The organism is Bradyrhizobium sp. UNPA324, from assembly GCF_006658635.1.
Lineage (GTDB): Bacteria > Pseudomonadota > Alphaproteobacteria > Rhizobiales > Xanthobacteraceae > Bradyrhizobium > Bradyrhizobium nanningense.
This window is the reverse complement of sequence record NZ_LFJD01000004.1, coordinates 5,096,467-5,111,134: the sequence shown is the minus strand read 5'-3', so window position 1 is coordinate 5,111,134 and position 14,668 is coordinate 5,096,467. Positions and strand designations below refer to the sequence as shown.

The window sequence follows — 14,668 nt, the reverse complement described above, 5'->3', positions numbered from 1 at the left end:
TGTATGCTCCTGAGATCAGCTGGCCGCGCCCTAGCATTTCATGGCGTTTATGAGCTCGGAAATCTCGATCGTTGCGAAATTCGAGAATGTGTCGGACACGGCATATGGCAGGATGATCTGGTTATTGTGCCGCATCCCGCCGCACGTATAAACGACGTTAGGGACGTATCCTTCACGCTCGGATGGTTCAGGCCGCAATAGCGGCTCGCGCGAACGTGCCAGCACCTTGGATGGGTCGTGCTTGTCGAGCAGCGCCGCACCGATCGAGTACTTGCGGACCGGGCCGACACCGTGCGTCAGCAGCAGCCAACCCTCATCGAGTTCGATCGGCGACCCGCAATTGCCGATCTGGACGAACTCCCAGGGAAACTGCGGTTTCAAAATGGCTTGACCGCCATCCCACGTGTGGAGGTCGTCTGAATAGATTAGATACAGGTTCTCATTGTCCTGCCTCGCGATCATGGCATACTGGCCGCCGATCTTGCGCGGGAACAGTGCCATGCCCTTGTTCCGAGCCGCAGCCCCTCGCAGGGGCGCCAGTCGAAACGACGTGAAATCACTGGTCTCGATTAATTCGGAGCGGATGGCTCGACCGCTGTAAGCGGTATAGGTCGCGTAATACGTCTTTCGATCGCCGTCGCTGAATTCGACAAAGCGCGCGTCCTCTATGCCGTTCGATTGGGATTCTGTAACGGGAAAGATGACGCGCTCGGTCAGGTCTTCTTCGGGCTTGAAAATCAGCTCGACACGCTCGCCGTCCGGCCCCGATATGCGATGGCAAATCCTCGGAATCGACGCGAGCCGAGCCGTCGGATCAACAGCCAGACTGCCGTCAGCCGCGATGGTCCCGGTTCGAAACGTCAGTGACGATACATGCCCTTCGCCTATGGCACGGAGACTGAGGATGAAGCGCACGCCGCCCTTCGGCGCTCCCGATTGATCGGGGTGCGCCACGATGCTCGGATTGAACAAGGCAGAGGCTTCGAATGAATACTCATTGAGGAAATAGGCGCCGACCAGCTGGCGCTGCTTCTTTGAGAAGACGCCATGCGTCGCGAAAGCGTCCTCCATTTCGTCCGCGCGGACCTCGAATCTTTCCAACAGGTTGCGATGCCGCCCCTTGAAATTGTCCAGGACGTCCGCGAGCTGAGCGGCAACGGCTTCCTGATCGAGTGCGAGAACTCGCTCGACGATATGATTTGCGCGCATCTTGTCGGTGGGGTTGAGATCGCGCGGTTCAGTCGCCGGCTTGAATGGCCGCACGATGACTCGCGCGGGATCGGGACGCAGATGAAGCGCCTGCCGGTTCAGGAAGGTAGCTTGTGACACGGTATCCTCAGGTCGCTGGATGAAAGGGAAATTCAAGCGCCCACGGCGCGTAAGGACGTGGGCTTGTTCAGGCTGGTGTTGACGCGCGCGAGCTGACGAATCTCCGCAAGTCCAAGCAAATAGCAGACGACCGACTCGCCTCCACGGTTTTCGTTGGCGCGATCGGGATGCAATCCATCGCGGCAGCTCCCGGTGTGCGGATCGACCAGTGCTACGGACAGATCATTGCTGCCCAGAAACCAGCCAAAGGCGCGCATGGCCATGGTTTTCCACTCGGCATCGCCGTCCGCACGCCACGCCGTCAGGCAGGCAGCGATTGTTGCCGTGGCTTCCACGGGTTGCTGATCGAAGGCGCGGGGATGTTGCCGCTGTTCGCCGAAGCTGGCGGTGCCCACCGGCCGGAAATGACCTGCCACGCTCGTCTGCTGCGTCATCAGCCAGCGCAATGAGCGCAATCCGGCATCGCGGTATTGCGGCGTTTGAGTCGTCATCCCTGTCAGCATCAAGGCTTGCGGCAATCGCGCGTTGTCGTAAGCGAGCCCTTCCTCGAACCACACCCAGTCCGGCGTCTCTACCGACGCCAGACAGGACATCAACCTGTCAGCAAGCGCATGCCGGACTTCCCTTGCATGGAGATCATCCGGAGCAACAGTGCAATAAGCGTCCAGACCTAGCAGAATGAACGCCCACGCGCGGGGCGAGCTGAAGCTCTCGGCCGTCGACAAAGCCTGGGCGAACAAATCGGTGGCCCACCTGCGCCGCGACGGGCTTGCGTCTCCGCGCGCCGCCTCGCCCAATGCCCATAGCGTCCGCCCGTGACTGTCTTCCGAGCCTCTGTCCTCGAGCCAGGTTCGATTGAAGCCCATGAAGTTGCGAAATCGCCTGAGGTCGGGATTCCACGCATGCTGCACGAATGCTGCAAAGCGGGTCGTCAGGATTTCCGGCAACGCCTGTTCGCCGGGATTGTTGAGGGCGCAGGCCAAGAGTAACGCCCGGGCATTGTCATCGACGCAATAGCCGTGCGAGCGATCCGGCACCGACTGAACCGCGTGCTGGAACAAGCCGATGTCGTCGCACATCGTCATGAAATGGCCGATCTGCATGTCGGGCGCAGCGGGGCCGCGTGGTTCCGGCGCGCCGGAATCGGGACGCGCAAAGACCTTGAGCCGATGACCCTGCCGCGCGGCCTCGAAGGCGGACATGTAACGCTCGGCCGTGCGTTCCCACGTCATCATCCGGCTCATGGCGTATGCGCGTTGGCCCATCTCTTGCCGGCGCGCGTCGTCGGTGAGCAGTTTGGCGATCTCACCGCCGATCGCCGCCGCATCGCCGAATGGTACCAGAACTCCGCATCCGTCAGTAAGCAGCTCGCGTGCGTGCCAGTAGGGCGTCGACACCACCGCCTTCCCGAGCCCAAAACTGTAAGCCAAGGTTCCAGAGGTCATCTGGGCCTCATTGAGATAGGGCGTGACATAGACGTCGCACATAGAGATGAATTCGAGCAGCGTGGCCTGGTCCACGAACCGGTCGAGGAACACCACGTGGTCCTCGACGCCCAGCTCGCGGACCCGCGCCATCAGACTTTCGCGATAGGCTTCGCCCTGGTCTCGAACCAGATTGGGGTGCGTTGCGCCGAGCACGACATACACCGCATTCGCGCGGTGTTTCAAAATCGAGGGCATTGCATCGATCATGACTTCGACGCCTTTGTTGGGGGACAGCAGCCCGAACGTCAGAATGACCGACTTGCCGTCAAATCCGAGCCTGGCCTTCGCCGCATCGGGCCCCGCAAAGGCGACATCGGGAATGCCGTGAGCGATCACCTCGATCTTGTCGTCCGGCACGAGGTAGACGCTGCGCAGTAGCTCGCGGGCCTTGTTAGCCATCACCACCACCTTCGACGACGCATCGACGATGCGCTCCATGACCGCGCGTTGCTTGGCTGACGGGTTGGCCAATACGGTATGAAGCGTCGTCACGACCGGCATGGTCAGGCGCGCCAGCAGCGGGAGGATATGGGCGCCGGCTTCGCCGCCGAAAATGCCGAATTCGTGCTGCAGGCACACGGTCTCGAACCGGCCGGCATTCAGGAAATCCGCTGCACGCAGGTAGTCTTCGACATTGTCGTCCTTGATCTGGAAAGCGACCGCCGGCGGATAGTCGTAGGCCTGGCCGCGATCGGTCATCGCCACGATGCAGGTTTCCAGATCAGGGCGTGACGCCGATATCGCTCTCTGCAGGTCCGTCGTGAAGGTTGCGATTCCGCAACGGCGAGGCAGCGAGTTGCCGATAAGGGCGATGCGGCGGAGCGACGTCATGTCTGTGCCTCGATGATCTTGCCCGATTTCCTGGAGCCCGTGCCGGTGGATGCATCGGGAGACTTGGTCGCTCGTCCGGTGCAGTCCTGCAGCAGCGAAACCATGGGATCCGGTCCCGGATAGGCGACCAGGCCGCTCATTCCGTCCAGGCCAATCGCGATGCCGGCGCTGTCGGCCTCAATGAAGATCGCGTCACCGACGGTCGCATCCGTATGCCCGATGCGCGCCTTCCCCTCGATCACGAGCATCCAGGTTTCCCGATCGGCATCGAGCGCCCACTGCGAATTGGCGTGGAAGTCGACCCGCTCGAGCACGAATTGTGGGCGCGCGACGAGAACTCTTCGTGCGTCGGTGAGACGCCGCGGAGCGAATTGAGCCTGGGATGGCCCGGCGTCGGAAGCAGCCACCGCGTCGTCTTCGTGCAGTTCGCGGTGTCTGCCAAAGTCGAACAGGCGGAATGTCGTATCGCTGCGTTGCTGAATCTCGGCGAGCACGATACCGGCGCCGATGGCATGGATTGTGCCGCCGGGGACGCAGATGAAGTCGCCCTTCGCAACAGGGCGCCATTGCACGAGACCGGCGATCGAGCCGTCCCTGATCGCTGCGCGCAACGCCTGCGGCGTGAGGCGCCGCGTCAGTCCCAGCGCTACCCGCGCGCCCGGCGCTGCTGACAGGATGTACCATGCCTCGGTCTTCCCGTTCGGCAGATCGATGGCGTGCGCGAATTCATCGTTGGGGTGGACCTGGATCGACAGAGGTTGGCTGGTAAACAGGAGCTTGAGCAGCAGGGCGGAGCCTGGTGCATCTTTATCGATGCGCTCGAACCACAACTCCCCGACGGGGTCGCCCGAAACGTCGATGCAGCTCCATGGTCGGATGTCTGCGACCCCCCATGGTTTGCGCGCAACCTGCACCGAGGCATGTTCGATGGTCATGGATTGTCCTTACCCTTGACGCGCATCTCGAAGCGACTGCTGTTGGTCGGTGCGGTCGGTAAGATCTGGCGTGGCTAAAAAAACGTCGCGCTCGCGACGCGCGCTGTCACCGCGATCCGATCGTGTCCTCCATCAGGTGGCTACTCCGGCATCCGATAACAACCTTTGCGCGTTCATAAAGACGGGCGTGCCTTCATCAATGTTCGTTGCCGTTCGCGTCATTCTTGTGCTTGTGCAGAAATCGGGCGATCTGCCCACGAAGCTCCGCCGTCTCCAGCAACTTGCCGACCGATCCAGCGGTGTCGAAGATCTCCCGCTGCAACGTCGTCGGCAGAGCGTTCCATTGCAGGATGACAGCCGCGCCAAGACACCGCAGAACGCGTTCCTCTTCGCTTGCAAGGGCCGCGCCGCGAGATTGGTCCGGGCCTATGACATGAACTGCGTCGTGGTAGTCGTCCGCCAGTCTCTGCTCGTTATCAGCAAGCGAGACGAGGCGGTCCTGCAGTTCCTGAAGTTTGCGGCTTTCATCCAGATCGGTCGAACCCTTGACTCGTTCGCCGTATTTGGCCGCTTCTGCACGATATTGTTTAGACTTGAACATGTCCGGCCTTTCATAGGCGCAGCCATCCATTACGATCAAACTCGATAGTCGACCAGAACAGACACGGCGGCGTTGCCGCAAAATCCGGGCTGCTGTTGCAAAGCGGCAGCGACGCGTCGACAGCGCGCTCCTCGACTAAGGTCGCCGTCTCTTTGTCCAGCTGCCTTTCCGCACAACATTCACGCCGATCATCCCGCAACGTTTTCTTTCTGCCGAGGCGAAAACCATCTGCCCCCGTTTGCTCTGGCGCGGCAGCACAGCCGTTCCCTCAGGCTTCGAGCTTATCGAACTCGTCAGGCAGCAGGATCTGGCCTCGCGGCGTGCAGATCCGCACGTCCATAAAGCCTTCCTGCAAGAGTTCCCGCGCCTTCTTCAAGGCGGCAGCCGCCGTGTCGCGGCTTAGATTGACGCGGCCGGCTCCATTGTGGCCGCCAACCAGGTATTGCATTCGTGTTGCGCTATCCACGAAGGACAACCGCTGCAAATACCAGGCGCACAGGAGACAGCAGGAAGATCACCGGCGACACGATCCAGTCGACTGCCAAACGAGATCGAGACATGCACGCTCCTCTTCCTTTCTTTCGGCGGGAGCGTTCGTTACCCTCAGTCACCGGTGAAAGCCGCAGGATGGGCGGTGATGAGCAACTGTACGCTTACGTCCTGGGAATAGCGAGCGCTAAAACGTCGAGAAACAGCAGCGAGATCGAATTTGCAGGGCTCTCCGCCTCGGAGTGCCGGGCGATGCTTCTTGCACAAGCGACGAGGTCATCGAGTGATGCGAGTCGTTGGCTCGAATTCGAAGTCCGGAGCAGCTTCCACGAACGTCCCGAATGGCGATTGAGGTTCGCTCCACAACCAAGCAACTGTTCTGCGCCTCCCTGATCTATCGAAATAGGGACCCCGCAGCATTGAGGCTGCCTCCGTTGGCGGTCGTCGCCCTCGCCGCACCCGCAGAGTTGAATTGAATCATTTACTCCCCTGAGGCGGCGACGAAACAAAGTCAGACTTCTCAGCCGGCACGTGCTATGAGCAGGGATGAAGAGATTGTTCGTGGCGCTGATCGTTGCAGGGTCGCCACCACAGCCCAGACGATCGACCCGTCGACTGCTCCGGAAGAGGAGCCTTCCTTGCGCGAATTAGGCCGCCCGCGCCGAACAGAAGGCGGATGATGCCGGTGGCCCTAGAGAACGCTGCTGGGACTGAGGCACCGATGGGCGCGACATTGAGATACGCCCGTGAAACCATCGGACGGGTTTGCAAAGCCCTAAGCGGGCGCCTTCCTGCCCTCAACCGAGCGCCTAATGAGGTCCGCTAACCGTTCCAAGCCGCACGTCGAGACCGGAGACCATAAGATGAGTGACGATCGGGAACTTCATCGCGCTGCCAAAGCGAACCGAGAGCGCCTTGCGGTCGCGCATCGCGAGGTGGTCTTGCAAGAAGAGGCAAAAAATGCCGTTGATATTCGCGAAAACATGGCGCGCCTCAAGGAACTAAGATTGGCCAAGGAAGCACGAGAGACTCGAACGCAAATCTCCAAAGCGAACCAGCGCCCGGCGCCTAAGCCGGGACGATCCAGATAAAGCTGATTCAGTTAGCGGGACTTCCTGTTCAGGTGCGCCTTTCGCCGCCTTGCGTGAGCAGCCAGCTGCTGGCAGTCGCTCATTCTGTGCGACCCGCGCTTCTGCTTTTCCGCACCCATGACGCGCAGTAGATCGCGCGCGCAACGGTTCCCCCGTGAAAAGCCCGCCAGCGGTTGGTGCCAGGGCTCGAATTAGCTCGCGTTTGACTTCCCTGGGGCGCATAGTTGCACCATCACCGGTCCCGCACTTGGCATTACCGGTGACCGAGAGTTTTGTGCTCCCGCCTATTTGTGGGGAAGCACCCATGGCCCAATCTCAGCACCTGTCGTCCGCCGTTCTTCCGGCTCCATTTGAGCGCCCCGCCTGTCCGAAGTGCTACGCCGCGATGATGCTCGTCAGCATCGAGCCAGACCCCGCCAGGGACCTCGACTTGCATACGTTCAAATGCGCTGTCTGCAATCAGGTCTTTGAGACCCTTGCTGCATATGAAGACCCCATGAAGTCCAAGGCCCTTGGCCGCTGGCTTCAAGGCGATTTGCACCCATCGAGGTGAAAAGATGAAGCCCGCCGGAAGCGATCCCGCGGGCAATTTGGTCGTTACCTTCTCAAGCGTCGGCGATGGGCAGCCAGCCGCTGCCGGTCGCGCTTCATGTGAATTCGCCGCCGGCGCTTCATGCCGGATGCCCCTCGCGTTCCATCGTGTCGGATGCGCCTGTTGACGTAATTGACGGCACATCTCCTGCGGCGTCATCTCCACCTCCTCGACGATCTCCTGAGGAGAAGGCGGCCCTTGGGGCGCGGTGCGCGGCCGCGCTCTGGAAGTCGACGATTTTACTTGCAGACGAGCTTAGGGTGGCGTGCTGTGCGCGCGTCAGCTTTTGATTGACCCTTTCCTAGCTGGGATTAGAGCCGAGGCGGAGATCTCAGCTTCCCCCGGCTTGTTTCCATGGTACCATGGTTCATGGCTAAGACAGGTGTGGTACCAAAGAAAAAGCGAGGCCCGCCGCCGACCGGCAAGGGTATCCAAGTTGGCGAGCGCTGGCACCCTGCCGAGCTTACGGCGATCGATGCTTGGATCGCATCGTCACCCGACAAGAACATTACCCGAGCCCATGCGATTCGTCGGCTGGTCGCGCTCGGACTCAGGGTCAAGACCGAAAGCCCGCCCAAAAGCGAAGACAAAAAACGGCGCCGAGATACCAAACAACGCGCTCGCGAATTAGCTGTCGATGCGATCGACAAGATAACCGATACAGCGGCTAGCCCGGAGGACCAAGCAAACCGTAAGCAGCGGCTCGTCAAAGGGCCTGAGGAATTCCAGAAAGTCCGACGCGACCGGCCAAATCGGAAATGATAAGTGCGCGGTCGAGCTTGGGCTGGACTGCCAGGACCAAGTCAAAGAGGACGGCTTCGAGAGGAGCGCGTCGATTTGCCGGAGGTGAAAGGAAAATGAGCGAGCTCGAGCCGACGCCGGATCTGCCGGATAACATCTCACTCCGTGAAGTCCGCTTCCCAACGCGGATGAAGAAGCCTGTTCGCGGCCGGCTTGAAGACCGTTGGGAAGGTGCGCGAAATTTCGGACAACGCGTTGCTTAGTCTTCCGGATTTTGAAGACATATCGGTCGCCTATCTTCGCGATACGCCGGGACCGCCTTCAACCGACGGGGTGAGACCTTTGGGCAAAAAGCTCCTCTGACGAAAAGATATCGATCCCGTCGAACCGCGGTGGGGAGCGAGCCGCACGACATTGATTACCGCTGCCGGCGCTGCGGGTATGAAGAGACGACGGCCTTCGGTAGCTGAGGTGAAACCAGGACGATCAGCAGCCGGCCGCGAAGAGGATTCGCCATCCCGGCCATCAAATTGGAGAGCTTCCAATCAAGGAGCATCATATGACCGAACGACGAGAGCTTTACCGCGCCCCCAACGGCGACGCATGGTTTCTCGGGCGGGAACCTGGCAATGGCTACGCCTTTATAATCCACCAGCCAAATGCGCCTTCTGGCGGACGACTATCGCACATAGAGCTGGGCGATTTCCTGCGAAGCGAGCCGAGAGGGCCGGAACAGCAGGCATTGCTGCGCTTGATCGGCACCCTGGTGAACGTGCCACCCTACGCCTGACACTTTGGAATACTGGCGGTGACGGATGCGATCATGCGCACGAACCGCGGCTCCAGGTCAATTCAAAGGGCCCTTGGGTGGTTAGCCTAATGCAGCTGTCTGGCGGTACGCGGCGAACATGGGGGCCTCAATTACCGTATGTCCCAACGCCTGCAGCTCAAGGATCGCGCACGCTACCCCTGGCGATACTTGCGGCTCGTGAACTACTTCACGCCGTTTGCTCAAGCCCATCACACACGCGTGCGGGAGGGACGCCCGCCATGTGCCGATTTGTTCGCCGTAATGCGCCACCCTACTACGATGAGGGCGTAACAGACCTGCCCGAGGAGCTTCCGCAGTATATGTTGGAAGATGAGACCCACGCAGATAAGCCAAGACGGTCGTTTAGTTCGAGTCCAGACCGAGCACTAGAAGCTCCATTTCCAAACGCGCCCAAGAAACTGGCGGGAATAGAGCTGCTTATATAAGTGAACTCAGCAGCTTGAGAGCTGGCTGGGGCGGGAGGGATCGAACCTCCGAATGGCGGAATCAAAATCCGCTGCCTTACCGCTTGGCTACGCCCCATCAGGCGACCGAGGAATGACGGAAGAACTGGCACCCGCAGATTCCCTTCGGTCGCAGCCGGTCTATAGGGATGGGCGCGGCATTTCAACCGCCTGGAGGGTCAAAATACCACACGGCCCCGGCGATCCGCCGCGTCTCACTCTTATAGAGAAACCCGGAGGGATCCGGGCGGGCGCCCGCCCGGCCTTCCGGCCATTGAGACCGCCCCCGTTTCGTGAGAATACGGCGCCAATATTTGTCCTCGGGAGTGAGCCATGACCTACCGCGCGCCGATCAATGACATGTTGCTGTCGCTCAACCATGGCGCCGGCCTCAAGGCTGCCGTGGAGGCCGGTCATTACGGCGATTTCGACCTGGACATCGTCGCGGCCGTGCTGGAGGAAGCCGGCAAGTTCGCATCCGACGTGCTGGCGCCGCTCAACAAGGTCGGCGACCAGCACGGCATCAAGCTCGACGACGGCAAGGTCACGACCGCGCCGGGCTGGCCGGACGCCTACAAGCACTGGACCGAGGGCGGCTGGAATGCGGTATCCGGCCCCGAGGATTTCGGCGGCCAGGGCCTGCCGATCGCGATCAACGCCGCCTGCACCGAGATCTGGAGCGCCGCCAATGTCGCCTTCGGCCTCTGCCCGCTGCTGACGGCCTCGGCGATCGAGGCGCTGGACGCGCATGGCAGCGACGAGCTGAAGAAGATCTATCTCGAAAAACTCGTCTCCGGCGAATGGACTGGCACGATGCAACTCACCGAGCCACAGGCCGGCTCCGACGTCGGCGCGCTGCGCACCCGCGCCGAGAAGCAGGCCGACGGCACCTATCGCATCAAGGGGACGAAGATCTTCATCACCTATGGCGAGCACGATATGACCGACAACATCGTGCATTTCGTGCTGGCCCGCCTGCCCGATGCGCCCGCCGGCACCAAGGGCATCTCGCTGTTCCTCGTGCCCAAGTTCATGGTCAATGACGACGGCTCGCTTGGTGCACGCAACGACATCTTTGCGAGCGGCGTCGAGCACAAGCTCGGCATGCATGCCTCCCCGACCTGCACCATGACTATGGGCGATCATGGCGGCGCGATCGGCTTTTTGATCGGCGAAGAGAACCAGGGCATGCGCTGCATGTTCACGATGATGAACCAGGCCCGCCTCGGCGTCGGCCTCGAGGGCGTCGGCGTTGCCGATCGCGCCTACCAGCAGGCTTTGTCGTATGCCCAGGAGCGCAAGCAGGGCCGCGCGGTCGGCAAGAAGGGCGACGGCTCGGACGCCATCTTCGTCCATCCCGACGTCAAGCGCATGCTGATGCGGATGCGGGCGCAGACCGCCGCCGCGCGCACCATCTGCTATGCGACCGCGGTCGCGATCGACGTCTCGACACGCGCCAAGGACCCGAAGGTGCGAGCCGATGCCGCCGCGCGCGCGGCGTTGCTGACGCCGATGGCCAAGGCCTATTCCACCGACATCGGCAACGAAGTCGCCTATCTCGGCGTGCAGATCCATGGCGGCATGGGCTTCATCGAGGAGACCGGCGCGGCGCAACACTACCGCGACGCCCGCATCACCGCGATCTACGAGGGCACCAACGGCATCCAGGCCATCGACCTCGTCACGCGCAAGCTCGCGGCCAATGGCGGCGCCTCGGTGTGGGCGCTGCTCGACGAGCTGTCGGCAACCGTCAAGCAGGTCGAGGCGTCCAACGACCCCGCCTTCGGCACCACCGGGGCGAAGCTGCGCGAGGCGCTGGAGGCGCTGACGCGCAGCAGCAAATGGCTGCTGGAGCGCGTGACCTCCGCACCGAACGAGGCGCTGGCCGGCGCGACGCCCTATCTGCAGCAGTTCGGCGCCACGCTCGGCGGCTGCCTGCTCGCCGCCGAGGCGCTCGCCGCCAAAGCCGACGGCAACACGGACGCCGCGCGCTACGTCTCCCTCGCGCGCTTCTTCGCCGAGAACATCACCGTGCAGGCCGGCGCGCTGGAGCGCACCGTGACGGAGAGCGCGGAATCGGTCGCAGCGGCGGATGCGGTGCTGTTGGGGTAGGCTGCTCCACGTGTCCGGACGCGCTGCAACGCTTAGCGTCGCTGCGCAGAGCCGGGACCCAGGCCAAAAGAGCCTATCGCGGTGATATGGGCCCCGGCTCTGCAGCACAGCGCTGAACCGGACGATGCTTCGCAGCGCCGGGGGAGCGCCGCGCTGCGTCCGGGGCACGAGAGGTAATCCCCCGGCAACCACCGGTTTTCTTTACTTTTGTCGCCAATTGTCGCGATGCGCGATGGTGCCATGCGGGAACGGCGCCGAAAAGCTTGACCCAGCGCATTGGCACGCCTGCGAGATGATGTAGGCTGATGCTTGGCGAGGACTCGCGACGCGGCGAGCATCGCGGCGAGTGCAGGGGACTGTCATGCCGAATGGCAATATCATCGTCACCGAAGAGCGCGGAACACGCGTGATCACCCTGCGCCGCCCGGGCAAGAAGAACGCGATCACCCAGGACATGTACCGGGAGATGAGCCGCGCGATCGACACCGCGCAGAACAATTCCGATATCCGCTGCATGATCATCACCGGCGGCTCCGGCGTGTTCACCGCCGGCGACGACATCGACGATTTTCTCCACGCCGACGCCTCACGCCCCGAAATGCTGTCCGAAGGTGCGAAGTTCCTCTATTCGCTCGCCCTCAACGTCAAGCCGATCATCGCGGCGGTGGACGGCGCCTCGATCGGCATGGGCACGGTGATGCTGTTCCACTGCGACTACGTGCTGGCCTCGAACGCTGCCACCTTCTCCGCGCCCTATATTCATCTCGGGCTGGTGCCGGTCGGCGCAGCCAGCCTCTTGATGCCGAACACGATGGGATATCAGCGCGCCTTTGCCATGCTGGTGATGGGGCGGACTTTCTCCGCCGCCGAGGCGCATGCCGCCGGTTTCGTCAATACCGTGGTGTCGCCGGGACATACCGAGGTCGAGGCGCGCAAGGTGGCGCGCGAGATCTGCCGGCTGCCGGCCGAGGCGATCGCGACCTCCCGCAAGCTGCTGCGCGCGCCGGCCGAAGAACTCACCCGCCGCATCGACCAGGAAGGCCATCTGTTCGGCGAACGGCTCAAATCGGACGAAGCGGTGGCGGCGTTCAACGCGTTCGCGAACAGGAAGAAGCGGTAGAATGCACTTTGCGTCTCACCGTGCGGGAGACGCATCAAAGCTTTCTCCGCGAGTCCGGAATCGTAGGGTGGGCAAAGGCGCACTTGCGCCGTGCGCACCCTCTGCCGATGATGGCGAAAGACGTGGGCACGCTTCCGCCTTCGCTCTTTGAGCTTCGGCGGACAAGTCGCTTTGCCCACCGTACGAGACCGTGGTCGGGCACAGAAACCTCATCCGGCCGCGGCGCGTTCACGACAATGCTTCGTGAAAACTTCGCGCGGAACGATTAATCTTGGTTCCATGCGATACCGATCCATCCTTGCCGCACTCACCCTCACCTTCGCCCTCCCCGCCGCGGCCCAGACCGTAGCCCCCGTCGAGTTGCGCGTGCTCGCGATCAACGATTTCCACGGCAATCTGCGGCCGCCGCCGGGTGGCATCCGCATCGGAGATCCCGAGGACAAAAGCAAAAAAGTGATGGTGGCGGCTGGCGGCGCCGAGTACATGGCGACGCTGGTCAAGCAGCTACGCGAAGGGCACAAGAACACGATCTTCGTCGCCGCCGGCGACCTGATCGGCGCGAGCCCGTTCCTGTCGGCGATGTTTCACGACGAGCCCTCGATCGAATCGCTCTCGATGATGGGGCTTGCGATCACCTCGGTCGGCAATCACGAATTCGACGAGGGCAAGGCCGAGCTGCTCAGGATGCAGAATGGCGGCTGCCATCCGGTCGACGGCTGCCAGGGCCCGCATCCCTTCACCGGCGCCAAATTCCGCTATCTCGCGGCCTCCACCATCGAGACCGCGACCGGTAGAAGCGTGCTGCCGCCTTACGAGATCAGGGAATTCGACGGCATCCCGGTCGCCTTCATCGGGCTGACCTTGAAGGAGACCGCAGGCATCGTCTCGCCATCCGGCATCAAGGGGCTCGAATTCCGCGACGAAGCCGAGACGGTGAACGCGCTGGTGCCGCAGCTGAAGGCGCGCGGCGTCGAGGCGATCGTGGTGCTGATCCACCAGGGCGGCGAGCCCGCCGGCGACTACAATGAATGCCCTGCGATCACCGGGCCGATCGTCGATATCGTCAAGAAATTCGACCGCGCCGTCGACGTCGTCGTCAGCGGTCATACTCACCGCGCCTATGTCTGCGACATCGACGGGCGGCTCGTCACCAGCGGTGACAAATACGGCACGTTGGTCACCGCAATCGACCTGAAGCTCGATCCTGCAACGCGTGACATCGTCAGCGCAAGGGGCGAGAACGTACTCGTCGCCAATGCCTCGCTGGCGAGAGACCCGGAGCAGACCGCGCTGATCGAGGCCTATGACAGGCTCTCGGCGCCGATCGCCAACCGGCCTGCCGGATCGGTGACCCAGACGCTGTCGCGCGTACCGAACGAGGCCGGCGAGAGCGCGCTCGGCGACGTCATCGCGGATGCGCAGCTCGCCGCGACCAAAGACGCCAAGGATGGCAGCGCTGTCATCGCGCTCACCAATCCCGGCGGCATCCGCACCGACATCGTGCCGAAGGAGAACGGCGCGATTTCCTTCGGCGACGTCTTCGCCAGCCAGCCGTTCCGCAACCGCCTCGTTACGATGACGCTGACGGGCAGCCAGCTCAAGGACATGCTCGAGCAGCAATGGCTGGACCCGAAGCGGCCGCGGATCCTCCAGGTCTCGAACGGATTCAGCTATGCCTGGGATGCGTCGAAGCCATTCGGCGAGCGCGTGATCCCCGAGAAGATGACGCTGGGCGGCAGGCCGATCGAGCCTGGGAGCGGCTACCGCGTCACCCTCAACGATTACCTTGCCGTCGGTGGCGACGGTTTTTCCGTCGCCAAACAGGGCACCTCGCCGCAATATGGCGGTTACGACGCGGACGCGCTGTTCGCGTTCTTCCGGGCCCACGGGCCGATTGGTCCGCTACCGCCCAGCCGCATCCTGCGGGTGAATTGATCGGGATCAAACGACCAGGCCCGCACGCCCCTTTGCCATTGCCACCCAAGGGCATAGATTGGTTTTGCATTGCGTTTTGGCGCCGGATGCGCCAAGCGACGACGAAAGCCCGTTTCTTGTGAGGCCGACC

Annotated in this window: 11 protein-coding genes and 1 tRNA gene; 6 read left to right on the top strand and 6 right to left on the bottom strand. The window is 62.3% G+C overall.

The window, feature by feature from the left end:
- Positions 1–30 precede the first annotated feature (30 nt).
- From UNPA324_RS24530 to UNPA324_RS24510, 5 genes are all read right to left on the bottom strand, one after another.
- A complete protein-coding gene (locus UNPA324_RS24530) occupies positions 31–1,329 on the bottom strand; it encodes a glycoside hydrolase family 130 protein (RefSeq protein ID WP_141936361.1) in 1,299 nt (432 codons plus the stop codon).
- A gap of 32 nt (positions 1,330–1,361) precedes the next feature.
- Positions 1,362–3,647: a glycosyltransferase family 4 protein gene (locus UNPA324_RS24525; protein ID WP_141936357.1), complete on the bottom strand. Its 2,286-nt coding sequence runs from the start codon at positions 3,645–3,647 to the stop codon at positions 1,362–1,364.
- Positions 3,644–4,582 (bottom strand): class I mannose-6-phosphate isomerase, encoded by a 939-nt coding sequence (locus UNPA324_RS24520; protein ID WP_141936354.1) that lies wholly within the window; start codon positions 4,580–4,582, stop codon positions 3,644–3,646. Before UNPA324_RS24520 ends, UNPA324_RS24525 begins: the two co-directional genes overlap by 4 nt.
- Before the next feature lie 196 nt (positions 4,583–4,778).
- A complete protein-coding gene (locus UNPA324_RS24515; RefSeq protein ID WP_141936351.1) occupies positions 4,779–5,213 on the bottom strand; it encodes a hypothetical protein in 435 nt (144 codons plus the stop codon).
- A 238-nt stretch (positions 5,214–5,451) separates the two neighbouring features.
- On the bottom strand, positions 5,452–5,631 hold the full coding sequence (locus tag UNPA324_RS24510; protein WP_141936349.1) for a hypothetical protein: 180 nt from the start codon (positions 5,629–5,631) through the stop codon (positions 5,452–5,454).
- A gap of 904 nt (positions 5,632–6,535) precedes the next feature.
- On the opposite strand from UNPA324_RS24510, the gene UNPA324_RS35295 reads away from it, so the two are divergent.
- From UNPA324_RS35295 to UNPA324_RS24495, 3 genes are all read left to right on the top strand, one after another.
- A complete protein-coding gene (locus UNPA324_RS35295; protein ID WP_155256740.1) occupies positions 6,536–6,763 on the top strand; it encodes a transcriptional regulator in 228 nt (75 codons plus the stop codon).
- 961 nt (positions 6,764–7,724) lie between these two features.
- Positions 7,725–8,117: a hypothetical protein gene (locus UNPA324_RS24500; protein ID WP_141936347.1), complete on the top strand. Its 393-nt coding sequence runs from the start codon at positions 7,725–7,727 to the stop codon at positions 8,115–8,117.
- A 538-nt stretch (positions 8,118–8,655) separates the two neighbouring features.
- Complete coding sequence (locus tag UNPA324_RS24495; RefSeq protein ID WP_141936345.1) at positions 8,656–8,886, top strand: hypothetical protein; 231 nt, start codon at positions 8,656–8,658, stop codon at positions 8,884–8,886.
- Between the two features lie 489 nt (positions 8,887–9,375).
- On the opposite strand, the gene UNPA324_RS24490 is transcribed toward UNPA324_RS24495, so the two are convergent.
- Positions 9,376–9,450 (bottom strand) — tRNA-Gln (locus UNPA324_RS24490).
- A gap of 254 nt (positions 9,451–9,704) precedes the next feature.
- On the opposite strand from UNPA324_RS24490, the gene UNPA324_RS24485 reads away from it, so the two are divergent.
- From UNPA324_RS24485 to UNPA324_RS24475, 3 genes are all read left to right on the top strand, one after another.
- Positions 9,705–11,483, top strand: a complete 1,779-nt coding sequence (locus tag UNPA324_RS24485) for an acyl-CoA dehydrogenase family protein (RefSeq protein WP_128916804.1) — start codon at positions 9,705–9,707, stop codon at positions 11,481–11,483.
- Positions 11,484–11,844: 361 nt separating this feature from the next.
- Complete coding sequence (locus UNPA324_RS24480) at positions 11,845–12,603, top strand: enoyl-CoA hydratase-related protein (protein ID WP_141936343.1); 759 nt, start codon at positions 11,845–11,847, stop codon at positions 12,601–12,603.
- Positions 12,604–12,882: 279 nt separating this feature from the next.
- The gene (locus tag UNPA324_RS24475; RefSeq protein ID WP_141936341.1) at positions 12,883–14,538 is read left to right on the top strand and encodes a bifunctional metallophosphatase/5'-nucleotidase; all 1,656 of its coding nucleotides are present in this window, start codon (positions 12,883–12,885) and stop codon (positions 14,536–14,538) included.
- Positions 14,539–14,668: the final 130 nt, after the last annotated feature.

Excerpts from the sequence above, each read along its gene's own strand:
- UNPA324_RS24510 (WP_141936349.1), bottom strand. The coding sequence starts at position 5,631 with ATGCAATACCTGGTTGGCGGCCACAATGGAGCCGGCCGCGTCAATCTA.
- UNPA324_RS24485 (WP_128916804.1), top strand. The coding sequence starts at position 9,705 with ATGACCTACCGCGCGCCGATCAATGACATGTTGCTGTCGCTCAACCAT.
- UNPA324_RS24495 (WP_141936345.1), top strand. The coding sequence starts at position 8,656 with ATGACCGAACGACGAGAGCTTTACCGCGCCCCCAACGGCGACGCATGG.
- UNPA324_RS24525 (WP_141936357.1), bottom strand. The coding sequence starts at position 3,647 with ATGACGTCGCTCCGCCGCATCGCCCTTATCGGCAACTCGCTGCCTCGC.
- UNPA324_RS24475 (WP_141936341.1), top strand. The coding sequence starts at position 12,883 with ATGCGATACCGATCCATCCTTGCCGCACTCACCCTCACCTTCGCCCTC.
- UNPA324_RS24480 (WP_141936343.1), top strand. The coding sequence starts at position 11,845 with ATGCCGAATGGCAATATCATCGTCACCGAAGAGCGCGGAACACGCGTG.
- UNPA324_RS24520 (WP_141936354.1), bottom strand. The coding sequence starts at position 4,582 with ATGACCATCGAACATGCCTCGGTGCAGGTTGCGCGCAAACCATGGGGG.
- UNPA324_RS35295 (WP_155256740.1), top strand. The coding sequence starts at position 6,536 with ATGAGTGACGATCGGGAACTTCATCGCGCTGCCAAAGCGAACCGAGAG.
- UNPA324_RS24500 (WP_141936347.1), top strand. The coding sequence starts at position 7,725 with ATGGCTAAGACAGGTGTGGTACCAAAGAAAAAGCGAGGCCCGCCGCCG.
- UNPA324_RS24515 (WP_141936351.1), bottom strand. The coding sequence starts at position 5,213 with ATGGATGGCTGCGCCTATGAAAGGCCGGACATGTTCAAGTCTAAACAA.